Here is a 24,544-nt window from a genome sequence, read left to right on the forward strand (position 1 = left end):
TTCAGTTCAGCCCGGTTCAGCTCATCGGAGTCTCACTGAACCCCGTAGAACCGGTCCGTCTCCTCGACCGCGGTCTGGAACCGTTCGTCGAAGTCGTCGCGGACGAGTGTCCGGACGACGTAGTCCTGGACGCTCATCCCCCTCTTCGCCGCATGATGCCGGAGCCGCTCCAGCAGCTCCTCGTCTATCCGCAGGCTGAGCACAGTGGTCCCCATGGGTACGAGGGTCGCGGCCCGGCGGCGGCCTGTGTCACTTTCTGCATCTGTCTCACTCGTATGGGTGACAGATGGTTTGGGTGGGGGTGGTGCAGTGGCCGGGGTCACGGCTATTTGCGCCACGCCGCTGTGGTCTTTAGTTAGAGTAATGAGTTATTCTAAAGAACATGCCTGACCTCACCCATGGCGACGATGTTGCCGCCGTGAACTCCCTGCGCTCCGCCGTGATGCGTCTGTCGCGCCGACTCAAGCACCAGCGGGTCGACGAGTCACTGAGCCCGACCGAGATGTCGGTCCTGGGCACCCTCGCCCGCTGCGGCACGGCCACGCCGGGCGAACTCGCCCGCAAGGAGCACGTGCAGCCGCCCTCGATGACCCGCATCGTGGCGCTGCTGGAGGCCAAGGGCCTGGTCCGCCTCGAACCGCACCCGGACGACCGCCGCCAGAAGGTGGTGACGCAGACCGAGCGCGCCGAGGCCATGCTCGACGAGAGCCGCCGCAAGCGGAACGCGTGGCTGGCCTCCCTGGTCGACGGCCTCGACGAGGACGACTGGGCGAAGCTCCGCGAAGCCGCCCCCGTCCTGGAGAAGCTCGCGCACATGTAGGCCGACCCGAAGCGGCGGAGCCCGCACGCACGCCCGCCCGAAGGCGAACGCCGACGCGCACGAACACGGATACGCGGCCCGACACGACACCGACACAGCACAACGCGGCGAGCGCAAAACGAACCGCGCACAAGCGAAAACGAACAAGCGAACCGCGCACAGAACGCAAAGACGCAAGACGCAAGACGCAAAAACGCAAGACGCACAGCACGACCGCGCCACGCAAGGAGGCGAACGCCGTTGAGTACGGGACCCGGAGCAGACTCCGCCCCCGCACCTGCCGACCACAACTCCCCGCCCGCTCCCAAGACCCGTTCCTCGATGTTCAGCTCGCTGAAGATCAGGAACTACCGGCTGTTCTTCACCGGCCAGGTCGTCTCCAACACCGGCACCTGGATGCAGCGAATAGCCCAGGACTGGCTGGTGCTGAGCCTCACCGGCTCCTCGGCCGCCGTCGGTTTCACCACGGCACTGCAGTTCCTGCCGATGCTGCTCTTCGGCCTCTACGGCGGCGTCCTCGTCGACCGCCTCCCGAAGCGCCCCACGCTGCTGGCCACCCAGGCCGCGATGGGCCTCACCGGCCTCGCGCTCGCCTTCCTGACCCTCACCGGACACGTCCAGGTCTGGCATGTGTACGTCGCCGCCTTCGCCGTAGGCCTCGCCACGGTGATCGACAACCCGGCCCGGCAGTCCTTCGTCGCCGAGATGGTCGGCCCGGGACAGCTGCAGAACGCGGTCAGCCTCAACTCCGCGAACTTCCAGTCCGCCCGCCTGGTCGGCCCCGCCGTCGCGGGCCTGCTGATCACCGGCGTGGGCACGGGCTGGGCGTTCCTGCTCAACGGACTGTCGTTCGTCGCGCCCATCGCGGGCCTGCTCATGATGCGTTCCAGTGAGCTGACCCAGGTCGTGCGCACCCCGCGCGGCAAGGGCCAGCTCCGTGAGGGCCTCCGCTACGTCGCGGGCCGCCCCGAACTGATCTGGCCGATCGTCCTCGTCGGCTTCATCGGCACCTTCGGCTTCAACTTCCCCGTCTGGCTGTCGGCGTACGCGGACGACGTCTTCCACGCCGGAGCGGGCGCGTACAGCCTCTTCAACACGCTGATGGCCGTGGGCTCGGTCGCGGGCGCGCTGCTCGCCGCCCGGCGCGGCACGGCCCGGCTGCGCGTGCTGATCGCCGCCGCCGTCGCCTTCGGAGTCCTGGAGATCGTGGCCGCGCTGGTCCCGTCCTACTGGCTCTTCGCCCTGCTCATGGTGCCGATCGGGATGGCGGGACTGACCGTCAACGTGACGGCCAACACCGCGGTCCAGATGGGCACCGACCCGGCCATGCGCGGCCGTGTCATGGCGCTGTTCATGATGGTCTTCATGGGCGGTACGCCGCTGGGGGCGCCCGTCGTCGGCTGGATCACCGACGCGTACGGCCCCCGGATGGGCTTCGCGGTCGGCGGAGTCGTCTCGGCCCTGGCGGCGGTCACCGTCGGCCTGGCCCTGGCCCGCGTCGGAGGCCTGCGCCTGTCGGTCGGCTGGAACCACGGCCACCCGCACGTGCGCTTCGTCCCGAGGAGACGGGAGCTGGCGACCGCGGCGTAGCCCCTCGCCGGGGGTGCGGCAGAGGGGGCGGTTAGGCTCGGGGGTGTGGACCCCAAGACCCGTAACCGGATTATGGCCGGTGTGCTCGTACTGATGTTCGTCGTGGTGGCCTTGGCAGCGGCGGTCGGAGGCAGCTGACCGGCTGCCTCCGACCGCCGCTGCCCCCTCGCTGCCCTCTCCGCCACCCCCTACCGGTAGCGGTACCGGCACCGGTTACCGCTACCAGGCGAAGGCCTCCGGCGACGGGCCGGGGCCCGGGAAGATCTCGTCCAGGCCGGTCAGGACCTCGTCGCTCAGTTCCAGCTCGACGGCTCGCAGCGCGGACTCCAGCTGTTCGGCGGTGCGCGGGCCGACGATCGGGCCCGTGACGCCGGGCCGGGTCAGCAGCCAGGCCAGGGCGGCCTCGCCGGGCTCGATCCCGTGCTTGTCCAGCAGGTCCTCGTACGCCTGGACCTGGGCGCGTGAGGTGGGGTCGGCGAGGGTGTCGGCGGCCCGGCCGCTCGCCCGGCGCCCACCCGAGATCTCCTTCTTGAGGACACCGCCGAGCGTCCCGCCGTGCAGCGGCGACCAGGGGATGACGCCGAGCCCGTACTCCTGCGCGGCCGGGACGACCTCCATCTCGGCGCGGCGCTCGGCCAGGTTGTAGAGGCACTGCTCGCTGACGAGACCGATGGTGCCGCCCCGGCGTGCGGCGATCTCGTTGGCTTGGGCGATCTTGTAGCCGGGGAAGTTGGAGGACCCGGCGTAGAGGATCTTGCCCTGCTGCACCAGTACGTCGATGGCCTGCCAGATCTCCTCGAAGGGAGTGCTGCGGTCGATGTGGTGGAACTGGTAGAGGTCGATGTAGTCGGTCTGGAGCCGCTTGAGGGAGGCGTCCACGGCCCGCCGGATGTTCAGGGCCGACAGCTTGTCGTGGTTGGGATAGGCCTCGCCGTCGGAGCCCATGTACCCGTTCACCTTGGTGGCGAGCACGACCTTGTCGCGGCGCTCGCCGCCCTGGGCGAACCAGTTCCCGATGATCTCCTCGGTGCGGCCCTTGTTCGCACCCCAGCCGTAGACGTTCGCGGTGTCGAAAAAGTTGATGCCCGAGGCCAGTGCGTCGTCCATGATGGCGTGACTGTCGGCCTCGTCGGTCTGCGGGCCGAAGTTCATCGTGCCGAGAACGAGTCGACTGACCTTGAGTCCTGTGCGTCCCAGCTGTGTGTACTTCATGAGTCCAACCCAACGCCTTCGAGCTCACTCGAAGCAAGAGAGCGTCCACTGATGCGGAAGAGGAGGACTGTGTGGAGCCGTCGGAACTGAGCCGCGCGGTCGAGGCGGCCCGGGTGACCGCTTCGGAGCTGGGCCGACAGGTCGACGACGTGGTCGTCGTGCACAACTCGGACCGCGTCGCGCTGCGGCTGGTTCCCTGCGATGTCCTGGCCCGGGTCGCGCCCGAGAGGATGCTGGCCGAGTCGGAGTTCGAGGTGGAGGTGGCCCGCCGTCTCACCGAGGCCGGTGCTCCGGTGGCCGAGCTGGATCCTCGGGGCGATGCCGGGATCGACGCCGGGGCCTGGGTTGGTGCAGGGGCAGGGACAGGGGGCGCCCGGGTCCATGTGCGTGATGGCTTCGCCGTCTCGCTCTGGACCTATTACGAGCCGGTGGGACCGGAGATCGCGCCGGCCGACTACGCGGACGTGCTCCTGCGACACCATGCCGCCCTGCGCCGGATCGAGTTGAAGGCACCGCACTTCACCGACCGGGTCGCCGCGGCGCTCGGAGTGGTGGACGACCGGGTACGTTCCCCCGAACTGACCGACCGGGACCGGAGGTTCCTCAGCGACACGCTCAGCGGACTGAGCGCCGAGATCGGTGTGAGGAGCGGCGCAGACCGGCCCGGTGACCAGTTGCTGCACGGCGAGCCGCATCCCGGCAACCTGCTCAGCACGAGGAGAGGGCCGCTTTTCGTGGACCTCGCCACGTGCTGTCGCGGGCCGGTCGAGTTCGACCTCGCCCATGCGCCCGAAGAGGTGGCGGAACACTACGCGGGGGCCGACCAGGAACTCCTGGCCCGATGCCGCGCCCTCAACTGGGCGCTGTTCTCGGCCTGGCGCTGGCGCCGTGACGACCAGATGCCGGACAGGGACCACTGGAGAGCGGAAGGGCTCGACCGGGTCCGTGCCGCGCACAGGCGCGTGGCTGGCTCATAGTCGACGGGCGGCGCACGCTCCAGGTGACGGCACTCCTAGGGTGATCGCTCATGACGACCCCCCGCGCGGTTCCGCCGTTGTGGCGCGACCGGCGATTCGTGCTGCTGTTCTCCGCTCGTACGGTCTCGGTGCTGGGCAACGCCTTCGCCCGGGTGGCGCTGGCGTTCGCCGTGCTGGAACTGCCGGGGGCGAGCCCTGGGCGGCTGTCCCTGGTGCTGGCCTGCCAGGCGCTGCCGCAGTTGCTGTTCATCCTGGTCGGCGGTGTGATCGCGGACCGGATGTCGCGCTCGCGGCTCATGGTCCTCTCCGACCTCATCGGGGCGGCGGCCTATGGCGGCCTGGCGCTGATGGTGCTGTCCGGGCACGCACCCCTACCGGCCATGTGTCTGCTGGCGGCGCTGGCGGGAACGGCGACCGCGCTGTTTTCGCCGGCGATGACGGGAGTGGTGCCCCTGATCGTGCCCGGGGCTCGGCTCCAGCAGGCCAACGGGCTGCTGCAGATGGGGACCAACACGTCGATGCTGCTGGGGCTCGCGCTGTCCGGCGTGACCGTCGCGTTCGTCGGCGCGGGCTGGGCGCTGGCCATCAACGCCGCGTCCTTCGCCGCCAGTGCCCTGCTCATCAGGGGGCTGCGGGTGACGGCACGCCCGCGGAAGGCGTCCTCCGGCTGGGCCGATCTGCGGGACGGCTGGCGGGAGTTCGCGTCCCGGCAGTGGCTGTGGGTCGTGGTCGTCCAGTACGGGTTCGTCGTGGCGGCCCTCAACGCCAACGCCGGGGTGCTCGGACCGCTCATGGCCGAGCAGCACCTCGGTGGGGCGCGTGCCTGGTCGCTGATCGTCGCCGCGCAGGCGCTGGGCGCGATCGCGGGGGCGGGCCTGGCCGCACGGGTCCGTGTGGCCAGGCCCGTACTGGTGGCGGTGCTCGCGACGTTCCCGGCGGCGCTGCCGATCGCGCTGCTCGCGGTGCGTGCGCCGGTCTGGACGGTGGTCGCGGCGATGTTCTGCGCGGGTGTCTCGTCGGACGTCTTCGGCGTCCTGTGGACCACGACGCTCCAGCGGGAGATTCCCGAGGAGGTCATCTCGCGGGTCAGTTCGTACGAATGGTTCGGCTCGCTGGCCTTCGCGCCACTGGGCCTGCTGGCCGCGGGCCCGCTCGCGTCGGCGGTGGGCACGGGGCCGGCCCTGGCGGGCTGCTCGGCGCTGATCGTGGCGGCCACGGCGCTGGCGCTGCTGTCACCGCGGGTGCGGTCGTTGCGGGTGTCCGAGGGCGGGGCCGGCGTGACACCGGCCCCGCCGCGGAAGGCGAAGCCGGTGCCGGAGGCCTGAGCGGCTAGCCGCTGAAGTCGTCGAAGTCGTCGAAGTCGTCGAAGTCCATGTTGGCGATGGCGAGGTTGCAGTGCATGTTGTGCGGGGTCTCCAGGGCCGGTATGCGGAAGGACCCGGTCTGCTCCTCCGGGTCGGGGTCCGGGTTCACCGCGAGCAACGTCGGCTCGGACCCTTCCATGCTGGCCCGGTCGGCGAGGAAGACCACGGCCCACCCGCACTCGGCCGACTCCTCCTCGTCTCCATCTCCATCACCATCACCGTCTTCGTCTCCGGCCTCGGGCGCGGTGAGAGCGGCGAGGACGTCGGAGGGGGCCGCGTCCGCCCACGCGGGGTCGTCCACGCAGAGGATGTCCTCCTTGAGACTGCCGTCCGGGGCGCTGCTGAAGACCCAGGGCTGATCGAGAGCGGTTAGCACCCGCTGCCAGGCGTCGTCGTCCCGGTAGTCGGTGCGGACGAGCAGCAGGGGCGGGTAGTCGTCATCGGTCTTCGGTAGCACGCGCACGGTCCGGCACTCTTTCCAACAGGCGGCGTCAGCAGCCGCGTTGACGTTGACAGTGAGCCGAAGCGTAGGGGAGGGGTCTGACACCGGGGCCCGGGGAAGGGCCCGTCAGAGGATCCGTTGGGGAGCGTCCGGATGGCAGATGCCGATCTGGTGCTCGCCCAGAGCCTCTCGGTAGGCCAGCAGGTCGTCGAGGTCGCTGGTGACGACGAGAGCCCTGCCGTGATGGGCGGCGATCACGAGTACCAGCGCGTCCACCCCGTCGAAGGTCTTTTTCGCGGGGAGCTTGGCCCGAGCGCCGAGTGCGCCGACGCGCTTGCCGTCGGCTTCGGTGTGCCCCGCGACGCACGGCCGACAGGCGTGGAGCGGATCGTCCCAGTGTTTGGCGGTGAACAGCGGGGCCCGGGAGTCCCTGGCGGCGTACACCGTGCAGCCGGCCAGCACGGGTTTGAGACAGGTGTAGTTCCCTGCTCCCGGCCTCCAGACCTGCCCGAGCACCAGCAGGGGGACGATGGGCCGGTGCCCTCCGCGCCGAAGGATCTCCTGGTGCAGCTTCACGGCCTTCTCACGGCCCTGCTCCAGATGGATCAGCATCCCGGCGTCGTAGACCACAGCGGTCATGCCACGTCCCTCTGCCCGGTGCCCGAACCGAAGAAGGCGTCCAGGGAGGCGGAGATCTCCGCACGCTCGGCATCCGATCCTGAGCCATCCCCGCGCTCTTCCGGCGACTGAACGGTTGAGGCGTCCTGTACGTCCTGCGCGTCCTGTGCCTCCGTCTCGGCGATCAGGTCGTCGAGCGGGGCGAAGGTCCGGGCGACCTGATCGTCGAGCGCCATCGCGGCGCCCACCGCGGCCATGACGTACGTACTGACATCGACCCCTGCCGCTTCCGCGTAGGAGCGGATGCGTTCCTTGGTATCCGGGTCGGTGGCAAAGGTGATCATGCTGCGTTTCGCGGCCATACCGTCAATGTACAACGCCTTTGTACGTGGCGGCATGGGGAAGGAAGGCGGACCAGGTGGCCGGGGTGACCTGGAGGGTGCGGGCGGTGGGGGTTTTGGAGTCGCGGATGTGGATGGTGGTGGGGGTGGCGGAGGAAGGGTCCGTCTGGGGTGCGGCTATCTCGACGCATTCGCCCTCGTTGCCGCTGTAGCTGCTCTTGAACCAGTGCAGGTTGGTGCTCATAGCTCGTGTGCCACCTCTTCGATCAGCCTTGCCGCGCTTTCGGCCCTGGTGTGTGGGCGGTGAGCGCCTCAGCCTGCCGTGCCCGCGGGGGCGACCCAGGAGGTCGGCTGGCCTGTTACCGCGGCGATCATGTCGTAGTCGCCGTCGTAGTGCAGGACCGTGGCGCCGTGCCGTTCGGCGGTCGCGGCGATGATGAGGTCCGCCACCGACAAGGCTTTCCAGTTGCCTCTGCCGACGAGGAGTGCCTGTACTTCCACCGCGCGATCCCATGCCTCGTCCGGCGTTGACAGCCAGTCGAACCCACGCATTTCCTCTCGGATGCGCTCGGCGTCGGCCTTTGACCTGGCGCTGTGCAGCACTTCGAGCTCGACCGCACCGCAGACGGCGAGCAGCCCGGCGTTGTGCAGGGGATCGATGACGGCGCGGACGGCAGGCTTCGGATAGCGAGCCAGCGCCGACTTGTCGATCAGGTACCGATCGGTCACGCGGCGCCCTGCTGGTCTGTCGGGTGGTCCACGGGGCCAGTGAGATCAGGCAGTCCGCCCTCGGCCAGCCAGCCCAGGAAGGAGGCGCGCTTACGGCGTTTGACGGCGTCTTCGAGTGCGGCGTTCACTGTGGCGACCTTGGTGGTCGTGCCGAAGATTTCCGCCGCCTCGGCCAGATTCTCGTCGTCGAGGTCGATCACGGTGCGTGTCATGTGGCCTCCCGGGGGCAGTCAAGCCTTCGCCGCGATGATATCAACACCGACCACTTTTGATATCGATGCTGCGTGGCTCATGTTTCCAGGAAGAGAGCGAGGAAGGCGGACCAGGTGGCCGGGGCGACTTGGAGGGTGTGGGCGGTGGGGGTTTTGGAGTCGCGGATGTGGATGGTGGCGGGGGTGGCGGAGGCAGGGTCCGTCTGGGGTGCGGCTATCTCGACGCATTCGCCGCCCTGGCTGCCGCTGTAGCTGCTTTTGAACCAGTACAGGTCATTGCTCATAGTGTGTCTGCCACCCGTTCGATCAATTTCGTGGACTCCTCGGGGCTGAGGGCCTGAGCTCGCAGAATGCCATACTGTGCGAACAGGTGACCCAGATTGGGCTGTTGGTCCACGAAGTAGCCACCGCTCGGTCCCTCTACGTAGGCAAGCCGATTGCACTCGGCGGTCTCCAGCAGAATCATCGGGCCGTTCAGTCCGGCATGGACCTCGCGGTTGTGCGGCATCACCTGGATCTCGACATTGCGCCGCTGGCTGATCGCGAGAAGATGGCCCAGCTGTTCCTTGAGGGCTGCGGAGCCGCCGACAGGCCGGGTCAACGTGTGCTCCTCCAGGACAAAGCCCATGAGTGGTGCGGGCTTGCGCAGCAGGATCTTTTGACGTTCCAGCCGGGTTGCCACGTGGGCCTCGACCTCCTCGTCCTCGAAGGGTGGGCAGTGGCAATTGATGATCGCCCGTGCGTACATCTCCGCCTGGAGCATCCCGGGGACTACATGGTTCGCGTACATGTTGATGAAGCTGGCCTTCGCTTCCAGTTCGGCATAGTCCTCAAACCATGAAGGAAAGCGACTGGTCTTCAACTTCTTTCCTGCCGCAAGAAGTGCACCCTGTGCACCCAGCGCCTCGTCCGCGATCTCGACGAGCTTCCCCCTGGGCGGACGTTCACCTCGCTCCACCATGGCGATTTGCGACTTGGAGTACCCGGCGTACCCGCCCAACCCCTCCTGCGTCATCCCGGACCGTTCGCGGAAGAATCGCAGCAACGAGCCGAACATCTCCAAGTTGCTCGAACTCTGACCACTGGAGTGCACAACTACCTCCCAAGTGCACGGACGTGCACGTACCGCACATAACCCTGGTCACAGTATGTGAGCGTCCGTAAGTATTTGCTGCATGAATTCGGAAACCGCACCGGTCAGGGTGCACCCCTGGATCCCGGCCTCCGGCCACGGCCTCCGTCACGCCGGCATCCACTTCGACGCCGTACGCATCGCGGGCGTCCTCGCAGAACAAGTGGCCTACGAGGTCATTCAGTTCACTGACTTCCAGGCGGGCCCGATCGTCCGGGAGTCAACGGGGCTCCGCCACATGTACTTCCTGTTGCCCCCGCAAAGTACCCAGGGTTTCCGATGGCCCGCCGGGGTGCGGGCGCTGGGCCGGGACGCGCGGGGATGGGCGTTCGTGGGTGTGCCCGCGCTGGGCGGGCTGACCTGGCCGTTGGACTGGCGGTCGAAGCCGACGCCCGACGAGCCGTTCGTGGACGCGGAGTTGCTGCATGCGGTGGTGAGTCGCCTGATCGGTGTTGTACGGTGACCGCGACATCACGCTCTGTGCGCACTCGTGTGCGGAGCGGTCCTCGGAGGTGCTACGAACACCGCCCGAGGACCTTCACCGCTAGTGGAAGCCTCGAGGTCCACCAGGATGCTTCGGCATGCTATCGCGCCGGTTCGGCGCTACACGAAAGCCTCGCACGACGTCGTACGGCACTCGCGGCTGAACAGCGACGCGAAGGTCCTGCTGCTGTACGTGCAGGGACTGCCTGAGGTCGCCTCTCCGAAGCCGCTCGGCGAACACGCGGCCCGGCTGGGCATGAAGCCGCGGGCCTACCAGAAGGCCAAGCAACTCCTCACCGACTGCGGTTACTTGCACGAGTGGCGTGAGCAGGGTCCGCGGGGCCGCTGGGTCACGGAACAACTCCTCGCCAACGTCACCCTCACGCGTGAAGAGGCGTCCCGGGCCCGCGAGGGCGGCGCGGACGCCGTTGCCGCTGCTGTCGCCGCCGTCGCCGCACCGAGTGAGCGTCCGCCGACGGTCGGTGGGCCGGGGGAGCGGTCGGTCGGCGGCTCTCCCCGGACAGAAGAACGGGGAGAGAAGAACCTTCCCCACCCACCACCCCAAGCCCGGACCCCGGACCCGGATGAAGTTACGGCCAGTGAGATCTCCGTACCCGCACCCGATCCCGTACCCGCGTCCTCGTCCGAACTCAGTGAAGCCGAAGGTGTGTTGCTGTCGCTCCGGCACGCGCACCGGGACCTGCTCCTGGGTGTGCGCGAGGCCCGGCTGCTGGCGGGTGCGGCAGCGGAGTGGCTGCGCAGAGGCGTCTCGGCGGCCGACCTCCGCCGCGCCCTGTCGACCGGCCTGCCACCGGACGGCGTCCGCTCGGCGGTCGGGTTCCTGCGCCACCGCCTGGTCCAGAAGCTCCCGGCGGCGGGATGTCAGCCCGCTTCCCCACCAGCGCCAGCGCCTGAGTGGGCGGAGGCGGCTCCGGTCCGGCGGGGCCTGGTGACCTGCCCGGGGCCGGGGCCCGAGCACGTCTTCCGCCCACGTCACGACGAAACCCACTGCCTCCGCTGCCGCACCGCCGCCGCGTTCGAGGCGACGTTCCAGCCGCTTTCCGAGCCGTGGCGGACGCGCGTACAGGAGTGTGCCGCCGGTGGATAGCGCGTCATACGCTGCTGCCGCAGCACGGAAGCCGGGCTCGGAGAGGAGCAGGGACATGACGGCATGGAGCGAGATCCTTCAGGAGGCCCGCGAGGCCTTGGGCTTCGCCGGACAGGTGGTTCCGCGCAACCTTGAAGGGATCCGCGCCGCCGTCCGGCCCGACCGGCTGCCGGACCTCGATGCCGAACTGGCGACTCTTTCTGAGGGGTCCGCCTTCGAGGCGTTCCTCGACCACTGGTGGACGCAGGCCCTTGCGGACACTGCCGGCGACGCGGACGCCAAAGCCCTCGCCATCGACTTCGCCGACCTCGCGACCGCGCTGCGGGCCAAGGCGACAGGCGGTGGCACATGGTTCGGAGCTGGTAGCGCGCCACGAGGTCACTGTGGGTGACCTCAGGTGAAAGCGACCTCGCTGCGGAGAATGCTGTAAAGCACCATGTCGTGGTAGGTCCCGTTACGGAACTGGGCGCCCCGCAGGACGCCTTCGCGGGTGAAACCCGCTTTTTCCAGGGCGCGTTGTTCGGCGATGTTCTTCACGTTGGTGTGCGCGTCGACCCGGTTCTTCTCCGTGTGGGCGAAGAGGTACTGCGCGATCATCGCCTGGGCCCGCGTGCCGATGCCCTGGCCGCGGACTTCGGGGAGCAGCCCGATGCCGATGTTCCAGCCGTTGTTGAGCGGACCGAAGAGCATGGGGCGCCAACCGACGTATCCGACGGCCTCGTCCGAGCGGACCACCGTGAGTGTTCCGGAGTCGGCCGTCAGCAACCCGTTCTCCGACCAGAGCCGGCGTTTGTGCCCAGGATCGGAGAACCCGAACCAGTCGAATGCCGAACCCGATTCCGGGCTGGTGTTGTGGAGTGAGTCGATAAGTGGCAGGTCCTCCTCCGCCACAGGGCGAAGGCGTATGTCCATGGTCATCCCGGCAGCCTACGACGCGGCTCCGGCGGGCGTGTCGACGCCCGGTCGATCGCTCGCCCAGGCCCCACCCGCACCCCATCCGCGCCCTGCTCACGCCCCCGCCACTCCGTCGATTCGTTCTCGGATGAGGTCGGCGTGACCGTTGTGGCGGGCGTACTCCTCGATCAGGTGGATCAGGATCCAGCGCAGGGAGACTCCCTGGTCGTCGCCCATGTGGGCCGCCTCCTCCTCGGACAGGTGGCCGGAGGCGTCCAGTGGCGCGGCGGCGCTGAGTTCACGGCCTCGGGCGACCTCCGCCTGCCAGAAGGCCGTCGCCTCGGTGAGTCCTCGGTCCGGGTGGAGGGAGAAGCCGTCCACGTTGTCGTCCCCGAAGACCGGTTCCAGATTCTGGCCTGCGAACACGCGCTGGAGCCAGTTGCGTTCCACCTCGGCCATGTGCTGGACGAGGCCGAGCAGTGTCATCGGTGACGGTGGCGCCGAAGCCAGTCGTAGTTGTTCGTCCGTCAGGCCCGCGCACTTCAGGGCGAGCGTCGCACGGTGAAAGTCGAGCCACGCTTCCAGCATGGCGTGCTCATCGGCATGTGCGGGTGGGATGGGCCGCCCGTCAGGCGTCGTCATCATGACGACACCCTTGCAGGAACGGTCACCGTCCGGCAGAGGGCCTCGACGTCAGTCCCGGGGGAACTCGTCCGTCTTCAGGGTGAGGCCGAGGATAGTGTTCGTCATGTCGATGTCCGACCCGAAGGTGACGGACAGTTCCGTGAAGTACTCCCCGTCCTTGGGCTCGGTGTAGAGGTGGCACTTACCCTGGTACGGGTCGGCGATGAGGTAGACGGGGACTTCGGCAAGGGCGTACGCGGCTTTCTTGGGGCCGTAGTCGTTGGCGCCGGTGCTTCTGGAGATCACTTCGGCGACGAACTGAACGTGCTTGCAGCGCCAGTACCCGTTGTCCGCCTTGGCGGCATCCTCGGCCATCAGCGTCACATCACTCGCGAAGCCGTTGAGGTAACCCGGGTAGTCGACACGAACGTCGGACTTCACGCGCTTCCGGGGATACTTGGTCCGGAGTTGCTCGTAGAGGTCCGCGATGATCTCCCAGTGAGTGTCCCGCTGCGGCGACATGAAGATGGCCCCCTCGACGATCTCAGCCTTGTATCCCTCGGGGACGGGCATCCGCTCCAGGTGCTCAAACAGCACGTCAAGCGTGAGTCCCTCGCTCTTCTCGGCCATCTCGATCCTGTCGTCAAGGACGGTCATCGTGGCGCTCCTCCCCGGCCGCTCCTCGGAGGAGTGCAGCCACGCAGTACAACGATACGCACGGTGACCAGGGCGCGCCGGAATTCGGTCAGGCGGTTTTGGCCGCCTCCCGGTCACCCGCGTACGGGGCACCCACCCCCCACCCCTGATGCAACGCCTCCGCGAAAGCCGCTGCCAGTTTGTGTTCGCCGGCGGCGTTCGGGTGGGTGCCGTCGTACGTGTCGTGGTGGATGTCGTACGCGTCGGGGACCGACGCCAGGAGCAGCGAGGACGCAGGCTCGTCCAGGTCCGCCACCGTCTTCGCGAGGAGTTCGTTGAAGCGGGCGATCTCGCGGGCGAAGGGCGCGTCGGACTCGGCCCGGATGTTCGGGATCACCGGGAGCAGCGCCATCGACACGCGGGGGTTCGCCGAGCGGGCCCGCTCGATGAAGGCACGGACGTTCTCGGCGGTCTGGGGCGCGTTCGTGTAGAAGCCCAGGTCGATCAGGCCGAGCGAGACGAGGAGCACGTCCGCCCGCGACGTACGCACCGCGTCGGCTATCAGCGTGCTCAGGTGGTGCCAGCCCTCGCCCCACCCGGCCAGGTGCCCACGGGGGAAGTCCGGGTCGGCGTACTCGTACGAGTCCGGGGCGGCCGTGGCCTTGTCGTACAGCGTCTCCCGGGGGCCGACGATCCGGAACGGGTCCTCGTACGTCGTGCGCAGATGTTGCCACATCCGGTAACGCCACGTGTGTTCCCCGGCGCTCCCGATGGTCATGGAATCGCCGACGGGCATGAACCTGAGCATCCGCTCATGATGGACGATCACCGGCGGGCACGGGGTGTGCGGCGGGGTGTGAAGCTGGACACGCACGCCGAACCTACGGCCGGGGTGGCAGGCTTGGGGGCATGCGTCGCTCGTTCGTGCTCCTTGCCGGGGCCCTTCTCGCCGGGGTGCTCGCCGCGCCCGCCGTTGCCGCCGCCGATGACGACGGGTCGGAGGGTTCGGACGGGTTCACGCTCGAGGACCCCCGGATCACCGAGTCCAGCGGGCTGGCCGCCTCCCGGGCCCACCCCGGCATCTACTGGACCCACAACGACAGCGACGACGGCGCCTTCCTCTACGCCGTCGACAGCAGGAGCGGCAAGACGGTCGCGACCGTCACCATGTCGGGCGTCGGGCGGCCCCGGGACGTCGAGGCCATCTCGATCGGGCCCGACGGCCACCTCTACGTGGGCGACATCGGCGACAACCTCGGCGGCAAGTGGGACCACGTGTGGATCTACGAACTGCCCGAGCCGAAGGAACTCAAGGACCAGACCGTCCGCGCCACGCAGTACGACGTGAAGTACGCGGACGGGGCCCGGGACGCCGAGGCGCTGATGGTGCACCCGAAGACCGGCCGGGTCTACATCATCTCGAAGAACGAGGAGGGCGGCGGCCTGTACGAGGGCCCCGCCGAACTCTCCGCCTCCGGCACCAACACCTTCGAGCGCACCGCCGACATCGACCTCTGGGCCACCGACGCCGCCTTCTCTCCCGACGGCAAGCAGCTCGCCGTACGCGGCTATTTCAACGGCCTCGCGTACGAGTGGAACAACGGCAAGCCGAAGCGGCAGGGCCGGCTGAGCGTGCCGTTGCAGGGGCAGGGCGAGTCGGTCACGTACACCCCCGACGGATCCACCCTGCTGTACGGGAGCGAGGGCGCGGGGAGTTCGGTGGAGCCGCGGGACGCCCCGGGCGAGGGCGGCGGAGACGGCAAGTCGTCGTCGGGCAGCGGCAGTTCGGCCGACGGCGACGACGGCTCGACCGGCGACTTCAAGATGGGCGCGGTCGCCCTGGTCGTCGCCCTCGCGGTCGTCTACGGCCTCAAGCGACTGTTCCGGCGCGGCGACTAGGCAACCGGCGACGGGCGAGCTGGGCGTCGGGCCGGCTGGGCGACGGTGGGGCTGGGCGTCGGCAACGGCCGTCAGCGCGGTTCCGAGCCCGCGCTCGTGGCCGAGCCCGCTGCCCGGTCACGAGCCCGCCGCCCGGTCATGGGCCCGGCTTCGGGCGAGGCCCCACGCGCCAAGGCCCACCAGTACGGCCACCCCCGCCCCGTACGCCGGAAGCCACAGGGTCGTGGTGGCCGACAGGCAGTCGGCGACAGCGGCATGGACCGTGGCCTCCTGCGCGTGGGTCAAGGCGGCGCCGTCCAGCCCGGCCAGCCTCCCCAGCGCGGCCTCCGCCCGGATGCCCTCGTACCTGCCCACCTCAGGACACCCGTCCCGAGTGCCCGGCATCGGGAACAACCACGCCCAGCGTTGCAGCGCGGGGGCCAGCGTGATCGCCACGCACAGGCCGACGACCAGTGAGAACGCGATCAGATTCCGTAGATACGCGTATCCGAGCCCTGGCGTCCACGCCGGCAGCCGGTAGAAGGAGAAGATCACCGCGAGCAGCGTCACCCCGATGTAGGTGGCGAACCACTGCCAGGAACCCTGCGCGAGCGCGGCCGTCAGCACCGCGGCGAGGGCGATGCCGATGACCCCCGGCTGACCGTCGGTGCCACGTCCCGGCGCGGAGGGCGTGGGTGATGTAGGTGAGGTCGACTGCCGGGCGGCTTCTCGACGGCTCGGGCGGTCGGCCATGGTCCCTCCTGCATGCATGGTTCGGAGGTCTTCAGCATCCGGGCACCACGCGCCCCGGCACGGAGCCATGCCGGACCCGCCCGGAGACCCGCCCGGTTGGCGGGAACCCCGGACCCGGGACCCCGGACCCCGGACCCCGGACCCCGGACCCCGGAGTCCTGTCTGTCACTTGGTGTGTCCCGAATGCCGCACGAGTTCTTGACGTGTCCACAGCCAATGTCTTCCATAGGGGTACGTGGTGCGGTGGGAGCGCTCCCACCCGTTCCGGGCCCGCGCCTCCCGAGAGGAAGCAGCGACATGTTCCGCAGCTTGCGAAGAGCGCTGGGTGCTGCCGCCGCGGCGCTCCTGTTGCCGCTGGCCGGTGTCCAGGCGGTCCACGCCGACACGGCAGCCGTCGCGGAGGCCGCCGAGCCGGGAGCCGGTTACTGGCACACCAGTGGACGGCAACTCCTGGACGCAGCGGGCCAGCCGGTACGGATCGCCGGCATCAACTGGTTCGGGTTCGAGACCTCCAACAACGCCGTCCACGGGCTCTGGACGCGCGACTACAAGAGCATGATCGACCAGATGGACTCGCTCGGGTACAACACCATCCGGCTGCCGTACAGCGACGACATCCTCAAGAGCGGTGCCGTGGCCAACAGCATCGACTTCTCCGGCGGCAAGAACGCCGACCTCCAGGGGCTCTCACCCCTCCAGATCATGGACAAGATCGTGGCGTACGCGGGTCAGGACGGCCTGAAGGTCGTACTGGACCGGCACCGGCCCGACGCGGCGGGTCAATCGGCGCTCTGGTACACGTCGGCGGTCCCCGAGACGACGTGGATCACCAACCTCAAGGCGCTGGCCACCCGTTACCGGGGCAACTCGACGGTGATCGGCATCGACCTGCACAACGAGCCGCACGATCCGGCCTGTTGGGGCTGCGGCGACACGACGAGGGACTGGCGGCTGGCCGCCCAGCGCGCCGGGAACGCGGTCCTGTCCGTCAACCCCGAGCTGCTGGTCTTCGTGGAGGGCGTGCAGACGGTCGACGGGGTGTCGGGCTGGTGGGGCGGCAACCTGATGGGGGTCGCGCAGTACCCGGTGCAACTGGACGTGCCGAACCGGGTGGTCTACTCGGCCCACGACTACGCGACCAGCGTGGCCCAGCAGAGCTGGTTCAGCGATCCGTCCTTCCCCGCCAACATGCCGGGGATCTGGGACAAGTACTGGGGCTACATCTTCAAGCAGAACATCGCGCCGGTGTGGGTGGGCGAGTTCGGTACGACACTCCAGTCGACCGTCGACCAGAAGTGGCTCGCGGCGCTGGTGACCTACCTCCGCCCCACGAGCACGTACGGCGCGGACAGCATCTCCTGGACCTTCTGGTCGTGGAACCCCAACTCCGGTGACACGGGCGGCATCCTGAAGGACGACTGGACGACCGTGGACACGGTGAAGGACGGCTACCTGGCGAGCGTCAAGGCACCGGGCTTCCCGCCCGGGTCCGGCGGCGACCCCGGCGACCCGGGCGACCCCGGAGGGGGCACCGCCGCCTGCACCGCCGCGTACACCGTGAGCAGCGACTGGGGCGGCGGCTTCAACGCCGAGGTGAAGATCACCAACTCCGGCACGACGGCACTCACGTCGTGGTCGGCGACCTGGACCTGGCCCGGCACCCAGCAGATCACCAGCATGTGGAACGCGTCCTACACCCAGGCCGGCACGAAGGTGACGGCGACGAACGCCGACCACAACGGGGCGGTGGCGGTGGGCGGTTCGGCCACGTTCGGGTTCGGGGGCGCGCCCGGGGGCGGGGGCGCGCCTGCGGTGAGCTGCACGGCCACGTGAGCCGGCTGACGCAGTTGGTGGAGGTGAGCCAGGGGTGCCGCGGCCGCCGTGGTCTGCGTCGAGTCTCAGCGGCGCCTCCTCGACGGAAGGTCGGTGTCGTCCAGGGCGGACCGCGCCACCGAGGTGAAGCTGCCGAAGCGTTCGGAGACCATGGTCACCTCGACCGCGTGACGCTCGACGAAGTCGACGTTGCGATCCGGGGCGCCCGATGAGTCGCGCCAGGCGAGGAGAGTCGTATGCATCGAGTGGAGTCCCAGGTGGACGCTGTGGGCGGCCTGCTCGACCGACTCGGGTCCCTCCACCGCGAGGCCGGCCCAAGCTACCTGCACCAGAACCAACTGGTCCTGCGCGATCCGGAGCCGCCGATCGGCCTCCGCCAAGTCCGGGGCGTCGCCTACCAGCGCTCGTGCGGCCGTCTTCAGTGCGCTGCGTGACTCGTTGGCCGGGGCCAGGAACGCGCTGTACGCGTCGCGCCGCAGTTGCCTGCGCCACTGGGCGTGCTCGACCTTGGCCTGCCCCTCCAACTGCCGCCGAATCGACCCACTGGAGATGGCCGACGCCGCAACCGTGCCGAGAACGCCGACCGACGCACCCAGCAACGCCGCAAGTCCCTGATCCATGCGGGGGATTATTCACTCTGCCGACCACGGAGGGTCGGTCCCTGGCGGCACGGGTTCCACGAGGAACCGGCGACAGCCGAGCAGGAACAACTGTTCCGTGGTGGGCGGCTTGTCGGCGATACGGACGCGGCCGACGGTCTTGCCGGTATCGGTCTGGCGACGGATGTTGGTGAACCAGGGCTCACTGGGATCCCAGGTCGACGACCCTGTGGTCAGGAACGCCTGGTAGTCGGGGTCCTGACGGTCTGACGCGTAGCCGCGACGCGTCTCGAACCGCCAAGCGGTGTGCTCGAAGGTCTCGAAGAGGCGCCGGAAGGTGTCCCGGTCGACCAGTTCCGGCACTCGCTTCACCGCCTTCGGCCCCCAGTTCACGATCAGTTCACGCGGCACGACCACTGCGGCCTCTCCCGGACCGAAGTGCCGGAGCTGCGCGATGTCGGCAGGGTCGGTGACCGGCGTACCCTGAACGATGATCTCGCCCGTTCCGGCGTCCGTGTGCAGTGCGGGACAGCCGTCGACCTTGCTGTCGGTGTCGGTGAAGAGTAGCTGACGAGCCATGGACGCGGTCCTTCCTGAGGCGTTGATCCAATCAGCATGGACGGGGGTTCGGCCGGGCGCGACGGAGCGAGGAGGGGCGTAGAAGAAAATGCGAGCAATCTGAGCAGTCTGTCGAGCAAATTCGAGAAAGCAGCGTAGTGCCGACCGGTTCTCGGCCTCTAGCGTCCTGTCCATGGCCAGGGAGGAACTGCGCGACTGGGGCGTGTCACCAGCGCGGTACGACGTCTCACCTCACCTCACCGCACTTCACCTCAAGGTAAGGAAACGTCCATGACCGTCCGCGACATGGCGGACCGAGTCCTGGGCAACGCGGTCATGTACACCGTCGGTTGCATGGAACACCCGCAGGTTCACCTCGGTGTCGGCAAGCTCGTCGACATCGGTGTCCACCAGCTCATCCTCGACACGCCTGTGTGGTGGGCGCTCTGCGACACGTACAACGCGGGCCGTTACAAGCACCACGCTCCGTTCGTTGAGCGCCGTCGTGACGGACTCTGTCTGCGCACCGCGGACTTCCTGAAATCCATCGGGTTCGCCGTCGACGAGGAGCTGTGGGCGATCGACGGCGCGGACTGCTCGCCGTGCGACAACAAGGTCCCGGACAGCCACTGAATCGCTGAGACCAGCGATCGAATCGCAGGGAGGAGCGCACGGTGCCCGCACCGCACGACATCTGTGCCGAGGCGGAGCTGTGGGACACCTTCGCGGAGTCCGTCTTCAAGGACGGTGCCGAGCCGGTGTTCTGCTGGACGCAGTACACCGGGCACGGGCCCGGTCCTGAGCTGCTCGGTGCCCCGCCGCCGCGCAGCGTGCTGGAGATCGGCTGCGGTACCGGCCGTGCCCTCGCCTTCCTGGCCCGGCGCGGCATCAGCGCGCAGGGGGTCGATCTGTCACCGGTCATGGTGAAGAAGAGCACCGAGCGGTGGGCCGACACGGGTGCGGGCTTCGCCTGTGGGGAGGTCCTGGAGTGGCTGGCCGGGGCCGACGACGGGATGCCCGGCGTCACGTATGACGCCGTCTACTCGATCTTCGGCGCCGCCTGGTTCGCCGACCCGGGGCGCCTCTTTCCGCTCGTACGGTCCCGGCTCAACCCCGGAGGGGTGTTCGTGTTCTCGCAGCCGCCCGCGATTCCCGGGGCGTACGGCCCGCAGGGCATGTACAAGGGCGGATTCACGGGCAGAGCGATGTTCACGTACCGCTACAGCTACCGGCCCGCGGTCTGGGAGCGTCTGCTGACCCGGGCCGGTTTCGTCTCGGTCGAAGCGCGCGTGCTCGATGCTCCGAAGCCCGGCCACATCGGCACTCTGATCGTCCGCGCGGAGGCGCCCGTCCGCGCGGAGTGAACGAGCATGACGGCCATACCGGCGTACGACCGGCAGGGGCGCCCGGTGTCTGCCGGGCGCCCTGGGTGTCGGGCTCAGGACTGGGTCGCGGTACGGCTGGTCACGTCGATGACCACCTTGCCGAGTGCGTGGCCGCTCTCCACCAGGGCCACGGCTTCGGCTGCCTGTGAGAAGGGGTACGTCTTGACGATGTACGGGTCGAGGCGGCCCTGCACCATCAGGGCGGCCGCGTCTTCCAGGTCCGTCCGGTCCATGCGGCGGAGCACCATCTCGCCGCCCAGCTCGGCCACCGTCGGGTCGGTGACGGACACCACCTTCTTGGGGTCGCGGGCCAGCGGAGCCAGCGTGCGCAGGGACGCGCCGCCGACGAGGTCCACCAGGCCGTCGACCCCGTCCGGTGCGAGCTCGCGCACCCGGGCGAGGACATCACCGTCGGTGTAGTCGACGAACGTCGCGCCGGCCGCTTCCGCGAGCGTCCGCTTGGCGGTGCTGCCCGTGCCGATGACGTTCAGGCCACGATCGCGGGCGACCTGCGCGGTCAGCAGCCCGACACCGCCGCCGACGCCGTTGACCAGTACCGTCGCGCCGCTGGGCAGATCGAGCTGGTCCACCGCGTTCAAGGCGGACGTGGCCGCCACCGGGATGGTGGCCGCCCAGTCGTCGCGGAGGCCCTCGGGCTTGCGCGCGGTGTAGGCCCCGTGCAGGACGGTGGTCTCCGCGTAGGTCCCGGCCCCGTCGAGGGAGCAGCCGAACACGGTGTCGCCCACGGCGAGTCCCTCGACCGCCTCTCCCACGGCCAGTACGACCCCGGTGGCCTCCGCCCCGAACACCTGCGGGAACGGCCGGTCGCCGTAGAACTGCGGCATGATGCCGGAACGCAGCTTGTGGTCAAGGGGGTTGACGGCGGCGACGGTGACCCGGATCAGGACCTCCGACGGGTTCGGCACCGGATCCGGCCGGTCGAAGAACTCCTGGACCTGCGGCCCGCCGAACTCGCGGAACCCGAATGCTTCACTCATTGTCATCTCTCCTGGACCGGACTACGTCCTACGTCCCACGGGTGCCGACGCTCACCGGCTCCGGCTCCGTCTCCGTGGGATCGGCGCCCTGCCGACTCCTCCGGACGCTACGACGTGACACCGGTGTCAGGTGCAAGCGCGCGAGCGCGCAGGCGCGCAGATGTCGGGTTCCTCACCTCGTCCGGGCACGGTCGACGCAGTCGTGGTGGGGGTCGACCGCCGCCTCGATCACGTCCTCCAGGCGGTCGCGCGTGGTGAGCAGGCCGGCGATGCGCTGTTCCATGCGCTGACGTTCGGCCGCCAGGAGCTGAAGCACCTCCGGGGTCGCCTCACCCGCCTCCACGGAGGGCAGCAGCGCACGGACGGCCCGGCTGGAGAGCCCCGCGGCGTAGAGCAGTTGGATGAGCTGGACCCGCTCCACGGCGCTGTTCTCGTACACGCGATGCCCGGCCGGCGTCCGGGTCGAGGTGAGCAGTTGCTGCTGCTCGTAATAGCGGAGTACCCGGGTACTTACGCCCGCTTCCGCCGCCACCTCGCCGATTCGCATGATGGTTCTCTCCCTGATACCGATGTGCGATACCGATGTGCCCTACGGATACGCCGATGGGGGCGACCGGTGTTCTCCGGCGCCCCCATCGGCGTACACGTCGTCGTACGGGTCAGAGCTTCTCGATCACGTAGTCGATGCACTTGGTGAGGGCCTCGACGTCCGCCGGGTCCACCGCCGGGAACATCGCGACGCGGAGCTGGTTGCGGCCCAGCTTGCGGTAGGGCTCGGTGTCGACGATGCCGTTGGCGCGCAGGACCTTGGCCACGGCGGCGGCGTCGACGTCGTCCGAGAAGTCGATCGTGCCGATGACCTGCGAGCGCTTGGCCGGGTCGGTGACGAACGGGTTCGCGTACTTGACGTCCTCGGCCCAGCCGTACAGCGTGCGCGAGGAGGTCGCCGTGCGGCGGACCGCCCAGTCGAGACCGCCCTGGCCGTTCAGCCACTCCAGCTGGTCGTTCAGGAGGAACAGCGTGGCGAGGGCCGGGGTGTTGTACGTCTGGTTCTTGCGCGAGTTGTCGATCGCGGTGGGGAGGGAGAAGAACTCCGGTACGTGCCGTCCGCTCGCGTGGATCCGCTCGGCGCGCTCGATCGCCGCCGGGGAGAAGACGCCGATCCACAGGCCGCCGTCCGCCGCGAACGACTTCTGCGGGGCGAAGTAGTAGACGTCCGTCTCCGTGATGTCGACCGGGAGGCCGCCCGCGCCGGAGGTGGCGTCCACCAGGACGAGGGAGCCGTCGTCGGCGCCCGCGGGCCGCTTGATCGGGGCGGCTACACCGGTGGAGGTCTCGTTGTGGGTGAGGGCGTACACGTCCACGCCCGACTGGGCGACCGGCTCGGGATGCGTGCCCGGCTCGGAGGTGATGACGTCCGGGTCGGCCAGCCAGGGCGCCAGCTTGGCGGCCTTCGCGAACTTCGACGAGAACTCGCCGAAGGTGAGGTGCTGGGACTTGTCGTCGATCAGACCGTGGGTCGCGACGTCCCAGAACGCGGTGGAGCCGCCGTTGCCGAGGACGACCTCGTACCCCTCGGGGAGCTGGAAGAGGTCGCTCACACCTTCGCGGACCTTCCCCACGAGGTTCTTGACCGGGGCCTGGCGGTGGGACGTGCCCATGAGGGACGTGCCCGTTGCGGCGAGCGCGGTGAGCGACTCCGTACGCACCTTGGAGGGGCCCGCGCCGAAACGGCCGTCGGCGGGCTTGAGGTCAGCGGGGATCTGGATATCAGCCACAACGGGAGCGTAGCCGTTTCCGGAAACCTGGGTGAAACGTCGTCCGTCGGATGAGACGGGTGGGCGCGGGTGCGGTGGGGGCTGGGCGCGCAGTTCCCCGCGCCCCTTGTAGGCGGGGCTTCGCCCGCGCCTCCCCGGCTGTCTGTCTGGTGCGGGTCCGGTGGGGGCTGATCGCGCAGTTCCCCGCGCCCCTGCTTTTCAGCCCGTCCGGCGTTTGAGGACGAGGCCGTTCAGGCCGATCCGGGGGTCTGGGGGCGGAGCCCCCGGGGACGGGACGGGTAGGGGCGGCGGGGGCGAATGTCGTCTGTCATGGGGTGAAGCGCACCGGCAAGGTCGTCAGGCCGCCCAGCCACGGGGACGTGCGTCGCGTCAGCGTGGATGCGGGGACCGCCAGGTCGATGTCCGGCAGCCGGTCGAGGACGACCTCGATCGCCGTGCGCGCGACGACCTCCGCGATCTCCTGCGCCGGGAACGGGCACCGATGCTCCCCGTGCCCGAAGGAGAAGTGCGCACCGTTGCCACCGGGCAGCGCGGTCCCGTGGGTGCGGACCTGCGGGTCGTGGTTCGCGGCCTGGATGCCCAGGAGCAGCAGATCCCCCGCGCGCAGGGCCCGTCCGCCGAGCCGTGTGTCGCGGGCCGCCCAGCGCCCGGCCACGTTCTGGGTGGGCGAGTCCTCCCACAGGACCTCGTTCATGGCCTCGGCGACACTGCGCCGGCCACCGAACAGCGAGGCCGCGAAACGCGTGTCCGTCAGCATCAGCCGCAGCGAGTTGCCGATCCACGCGGCGGTCGGCTGGTGGCCCGCGGCCAGCATGACGATCAGGTCCTGGGTGATCTCCTCGTGGGAGAGGGCCAGGCCCCCTGCCGTACGCCCCGAGGCGAGCATCCGGCTGACCACGTCGTCCGCGGGGCGCGCCGCCCGTTCCGCCACCAGGTGTGCCATGGCGGTGGCCACGTGCAACTGCCCGGCGATGGCGTCCTCGTGGCCGTCGACCATGTCGTTCAGGGCGGCGACGAGGCCCGGCCCCTGCTCGTCGGCGAATCCGAAGAGGGTGGCGAGGACGCGTACGGGGAGCAGCGCCGCGTAGTGCGCGACCAGATCGGTCTCGCCCTTGGCGTCGGCGCACACCGCGTCGATCAGCTCGTCGGCGAACCGTTCGGCGTGGGCGCGCAGTTCGAAGGGGTCGACGGCTTCGAGCGCGCCGCCGATCACCGCCGCACGCGCGCGATGGCGTTCGCCGACGGTGTGCAGGACGGAACCGGCGCCGTGCGGAGCGGAGCCGTGCGGCGAGGCGGAGCGTCCGCGGCCGATCACCGGCAGCATCGGCCAGTCGTCGGGGACCCGGTCCCACTGGTTCCAGAGGTCCGAGTCGCGGCTGAACAGCACGGGGTCACCGGTGACCTGGTGCAGCTCGCGGTAGCCGAGTACGAGCCACGCCGGGATGTCCGCGTCGAGCAGCACCGGAGCCACCGCGCCGTACTCGCGCCGCAACTCCCGGTACAGCGCGGCCGGTTCGGACCGGAAGCGGGGTCCGCCGAGGTGCACGGGGTTCTCGTTCACCGGGCGGCCGGCTCGGCGG

General features: G+C 69.3%; 30 protein-coding genes and 2 pseudogenes. 11 read left to right on the top strand and 21 right to left on the bottom strand.

Features of this window, described 5'->3' with window-relative positions:
* Nucleotides 1-32: 32 nt before the first annotated feature.
* Nucleotides 33-215, bottom strand: coding sequence for a CopG family antitoxin (locus ACLVWQ_RS11870; protein ID WP_414108343.1), 183 nt, complete (start codon nucleotides 213-215; stop codon nucleotides 33-35).
* A 167-nt stretch (nucleotides 216-382) separates the two neighbouring features.
* Between ACLVWQ_RS11870 and ACLVWQ_RS11875 the strand changes: the two genes are divergently transcribed.
* The gene (locus ACLVWQ_RS11875) at nucleotides 383-820 is read left to right on the top strand and encodes a MarR family winged helix-turn-helix transcriptional regulator (RefSeq protein WP_414108344.1); all 438 of its coding nucleotides are present in this window, start codon (nucleotides 383-385) and stop codon (nucleotides 818-820) included.
* Nucleotides 821-1,060: 240 nt separating this feature from the next.
* Complete coding sequence (locus tag ACLVWQ_RS11880; protein ID WP_414108346.1) at nucleotides 1,061-2,410, top strand: MFS transporter; 1,350 nt, start codon at nucleotides 1,061-1,063, stop codon at nucleotides 2,408-2,410.
* 219 nt (nucleotides 2,411-2,629) lie between these two features.
* On the opposite strand, the gene ACLVWQ_RS11885 is transcribed toward ACLVWQ_RS11880, so the two are convergent.
* On the bottom strand, nucleotides 2,630-3,622 hold the full coding sequence (locus ACLVWQ_RS11885) for an aldo/keto reductase (RefSeq protein ID WP_414108347.1): 993 nt from the start codon (nucleotides 3,620-3,622) through the stop codon (nucleotides 2,630-2,632).
* 71 nt (nucleotides 3,623-3,693) lie between these two features.
* Here ACLVWQ_RS11885 and ACLVWQ_RS11890 point away from each other — a divergent pair, with 71 nt between their 5' ends.
* Nucleotides 3,694-4,599: a phosphotransferase gene (locus tag ACLVWQ_RS11890; protein WP_414108349.1), complete on the top strand. Its 906-nt coding sequence runs from the start codon at nucleotides 3,694-3,696 to the stop codon at nucleotides 4,597-4,599.
* A gap of 50 nt (nucleotides 4,600-4,649) precedes the next feature.
* Entirely contained in the window at nucleotides 4,650-5,924 is a 1,275-nt protein-coding gene (locus tag ACLVWQ_RS11895; RefSeq protein ID WP_414108350.1) for an MFS transporter, read from the top strand.
* Between the two features lie 4 nt (nucleotides 5,925-5,928).
* Here the strand turns inward: ACLVWQ_RS11895 and ACLVWQ_RS11900 are convergent, their stop codons facing one another.
* The 8 genes from ACLVWQ_RS11900 to ACLVWQ_RS11935 form a co-directional block, all read right to left on the bottom strand.
* Nucleotides 5,929-6,426 (bottom strand): DUF6924 domain-containing protein, encoded by a 498-nt coding sequence (locus tag ACLVWQ_RS11900; RefSeq protein ID WP_414108352.1) that lies wholly within the window; start codon nucleotides 6,424-6,426, stop codon nucleotides 5,929-5,931.
* 105 nt (nucleotides 6,427-6,531) lie between these two features.
* Nucleotides 6,532-7,044 carry a hypothetical protein gene (locus ACLVWQ_RS11905; protein WP_414108353.1) on the bottom strand — a complete coding sequence of 171 codons (513 nt, stop codon included), beginning with the start codon at nucleotides 7,042-7,044 and terminating at the stop codon, nucleotides 6,532-6,534.
* A complete protein-coding gene (locus tag ACLVWQ_RS11910; protein WP_414108354.1) occupies nucleotides 7,041-7,385 on the bottom strand; it encodes a hypothetical protein in 345 nt (114 codons plus the stop codon). The genes ACLVWQ_RS11905 and ACLVWQ_RS11910 overlap by 4 nt, the downstream gene beginning before the upstream one ends.
* A gap of 4 nt (nucleotides 7,386-7,389) precedes the next feature.
* Nucleotides 7,390-7,608, bottom strand: a complete 219-nt coding sequence (locus tag ACLVWQ_RS11915; RefSeq protein ID WP_414108355.1) for a DUF397 domain-containing protein — start codon at nucleotides 7,606-7,608, stop codon at nucleotides 7,390-7,392.
* Between the two features lie 68 nt (nucleotides 7,609-7,676).
* Nucleotides 7,677-8,093, bottom strand: a complete 417-nt coding sequence (locus ACLVWQ_RS11920; RefSeq protein WP_414108356.1) for a PIN domain nuclease — start codon at nucleotides 8,091-8,093, stop codon at nucleotides 7,677-7,679.
* Complete coding sequence (locus ACLVWQ_RS11925) at nucleotides 8,090-8,305, bottom strand: type II toxin-antitoxin system VapB family antitoxin (protein ID WP_414108357.1); 216 nt, start codon at nucleotides 8,303-8,305, stop codon at nucleotides 8,090-8,092. Before ACLVWQ_RS11925 ends, ACLVWQ_RS11920 begins: the two co-directional genes overlap by 4 nt.
* 77 nt (nucleotides 8,306-8,382) lie before the next feature.
* Entirely contained in the window at nucleotides 8,383-8,589 is a 207-nt protein-coding gene (locus tag ACLVWQ_RS11930) for a DUF397 domain-containing protein (RefSeq protein ID WP_414108358.1), read from the bottom strand.
* Complete coding sequence (locus tag ACLVWQ_RS11935; RefSeq protein WP_414108359.1) at nucleotides 8,586-9,362, bottom strand: helix-turn-helix domain-containing protein; 777 nt, start codon at nucleotides 9,360-9,362, stop codon at nucleotides 8,586-8,588. Before ACLVWQ_RS11935 ends, ACLVWQ_RS11930 begins: the two co-directional genes overlap by 4 nt.
* A 118-nt stretch (nucleotides 9,363-9,480) precedes the next feature.
* Between ACLVWQ_RS11935 and ACLVWQ_RS11940 the strand changes: the two genes are divergently transcribed.
* From ACLVWQ_RS11940 to ACLVWQ_RS11950, 3 genes are all read left to right on the top strand, one after another.
* Nucleotides 9,481-9,900 (top strand): hypothetical protein, encoded by a 420-nt coding sequence (locus tag ACLVWQ_RS11940; RefSeq protein WP_414108361.1) that lies wholly within the window; start codon nucleotides 9,481-9,483, stop codon nucleotides 9,898-9,900.
* A gap of 108 nt (nucleotides 9,901-10,008) precedes the next feature.
* Nucleotides 10,009-11,028 (top strand): hypothetical protein, encoded by a 1,020-nt coding sequence (locus ACLVWQ_RS11945; protein WP_414108362.1) that lies wholly within the window; start codon nucleotides 10,009-10,011, stop codon nucleotides 11,026-11,028.
* Between the two features lie 55 nt (nucleotides 11,029-11,083).
* Nucleotides 11,084-11,419, top strand: a complete 336-nt coding sequence (locus ACLVWQ_RS11950) for a hypothetical protein (protein ID WP_414108363.1) — start codon at nucleotides 11,084-11,086, stop codon at nucleotides 11,417-11,419.
* Nucleotides 11,420-11,421: 2 nt separating this feature from the next.
* Here the strand turns inward: ACLVWQ_RS11950 and ACLVWQ_RS11955 are convergent, their stop codons facing one another.
* From ACLVWQ_RS11955 to ACLVWQ_RS11970, 4 genes are all read right to left on the bottom strand, one after another.
* Nucleotides 11,422-11,946 carry a GNAT family N-acetyltransferase gene (locus ACLVWQ_RS11955; protein WP_414108364.1) on the bottom strand — a complete coding sequence of 175 codons (525 nt, stop codon included), beginning with the start codon at nucleotides 11,944-11,946 and terminating at the stop codon, nucleotides 11,422-11,424.
* Between the two features lie 90 nt (nucleotides 11,947-12,036).
* Nucleotides 12,037-12,567, bottom strand: coding sequence for a DinB family protein (locus tag ACLVWQ_RS11960; protein ID WP_414108365.1), 531 nt, complete (start codon nucleotides 12,565-12,567; stop codon nucleotides 12,037-12,039).
* A gap of 48 nt (nucleotides 12,568-12,615) precedes the next feature.
* On the bottom strand, nucleotides 12,616-13,203 hold the full coding sequence (locus ACLVWQ_RS11965) for a Uma2 family endonuclease (RefSeq protein ID WP_414108366.1): 588 nt from the start codon (nucleotides 13,201-13,203) through the stop codon (nucleotides 12,616-12,618).
* 88 nt (nucleotides 13,204-13,291) lie between these two features.
* Nucleotides 13,292-13,990 (bottom strand): SGNH/GDSL hydrolase family protein, encoded by a 699-nt coding sequence (locus ACLVWQ_RS11970; RefSeq protein WP_414108368.1) that lies wholly within the window; start codon nucleotides 13,988-13,990, stop codon nucleotides 13,292-13,294.
* Nucleotides 13,991-14,091: 101 nt separating this feature from the next.
* On the opposite strand from ACLVWQ_RS11970, the gene ACLVWQ_RS11975 reads away from it, so the two are divergent.
* The gene (locus ACLVWQ_RS11975; protein ID WP_414108369.1) at nucleotides 14,092-15,081 is read left to right on the top strand and encodes a WD40 repeat domain-containing protein; all 990 of its coding nucleotides are present in this window, start codon (nucleotides 14,092-14,094) and stop codon (nucleotides 15,079-15,081) included.
* Nucleotides 15,082-15,198: 117 nt separating this feature from the next.
* Here ACLVWQ_RS11975 and ACLVWQ_RS11980 read toward each other — a convergent pair whose 3' ends face one another.
* Entirely contained in the window at nucleotides 15,199-15,813 is a 615-nt protein-coding gene (locus ACLVWQ_RS11980) for a hypothetical protein (protein WP_414108371.1), read from the bottom strand.
* 297 nt (nucleotides 15,814-16,110) lie between these two features.
* Between ACLVWQ_RS11980 and ACLVWQ_RS11985 the strand changes: the two genes are divergently transcribed.
* A complete protein-coding gene (locus ACLVWQ_RS11985) occupies nucleotides 16,111-17,646 on the top strand; it encodes a cellulase family glycosylhydrolase (protein WP_414108372.1) in 1,536 nt (511 codons plus the stop codon).
* Between the two features lie 65 nt (nucleotides 17,647-17,711).
* Here ACLVWQ_RS11985 and ACLVWQ_RS11990 read toward each other — a convergent pair whose 3' ends face one another.
* Nucleotides 17,712-18,266: a hypothetical protein gene (locus tag ACLVWQ_RS11990; RefSeq protein ID WP_414108373.1), complete on the bottom strand. Its 555-nt coding sequence runs from the start codon at nucleotides 18,264-18,266 to the stop codon at nucleotides 17,712-17,714.
* A gap of 66 nt (nucleotides 18,267-18,332) precedes the next feature.
* Nucleotides 18,333-18,824, bottom strand: a pseudogene (locus ACLVWQ_RS11995) (DUF6879 family protein); the annotation flags it as partial.
* 276 nt (nucleotides 18,825-19,100) lie between these two features.
* On the opposite strand from ACLVWQ_RS11995, the pseudogene ACLVWQ_RS12000 reads away from it, so the two are divergent.
* Nucleotides 19,101-19,436, top strand: a pseudogene (locus tag ACLVWQ_RS12000) (hypothetical protein); the annotation flags it as partial.
* A gap of 41 nt (nucleotides 19,437-19,477) precedes the next feature.
* A complete protein-coding gene (locus ACLVWQ_RS12005; protein ID WP_414108374.1) occupies nucleotides 19,478-20,167 on the top strand; it encodes a class I SAM-dependent DNA methyltransferase in 690 nt (229 codons plus the stop codon).
* A gap of 74 nt (nucleotides 20,168-20,241) precedes the next feature.
* Here the strand turns inward: ACLVWQ_RS12005 and ACLVWQ_RS12010 are convergent, their stop codons facing one another.
* The 4 genes from ACLVWQ_RS12010 to ACLVWQ_RS12025 all read right to left on the bottom strand — a co-directional run bounded on the left by ACLVWQ_RS12010 (nucleotide 20,242) and on the right by ACLVWQ_RS12025 (nucleotide 24,525).
* Nucleotides 20,242-21,186, bottom strand: a complete 945-nt coding sequence (locus ACLVWQ_RS12010) for an NADP-dependent oxidoreductase (RefSeq protein WP_414108375.1) — start codon at nucleotides 21,184-21,186, stop codon at nucleotides 20,242-20,244.
* A gap of 172 nt (nucleotides 21,187-21,358) precedes the next feature.
* Nucleotides 21,359-21,733 (bottom strand): MerR family transcriptional regulator, encoded by a 375-nt coding sequence (locus tag ACLVWQ_RS12015; RefSeq protein ID WP_414108376.1) that lies wholly within the window; start codon nucleotides 21,731-21,733, stop codon nucleotides 21,359-21,361.
* A 112-nt stretch (nucleotides 21,734-21,845) separates the two neighbouring features.
* The gene (gene serC / locus ACLVWQ_RS12020) at nucleotides 21,846-22,964 is read right to left on the bottom strand and encodes a phosphoserine transaminase (RefSeq protein WP_414108377.1); all 1,119 of its coding nucleotides are present in this window, start codon (nucleotides 22,962-22,964) and stop codon (nucleotides 21,846-21,848) included.
* 307 nt (nucleotides 22,965-23,271) lie between these two features.
* Nucleotides 23,272-24,525: a cytochrome P450 gene (locus tag ACLVWQ_RS12025; protein ID WP_414108378.1), complete on the bottom strand. Its 1,254-nt coding sequence runs from the start codon at nucleotides 24,523-24,525 to the stop codon at nucleotides 23,272-23,274.
* Nucleotides 24,526-24,544 lie beyond the last annotated feature (19 nt).

Source organism: Streptomyces sp. CWNU-52B (assembly GCF_047444975.1).
Classification (GTDB): domain Bacteria; phylum Actinomycetota; class Actinomycetes; order Streptomycetales; family Streptomycetaceae; genus Streptomyces.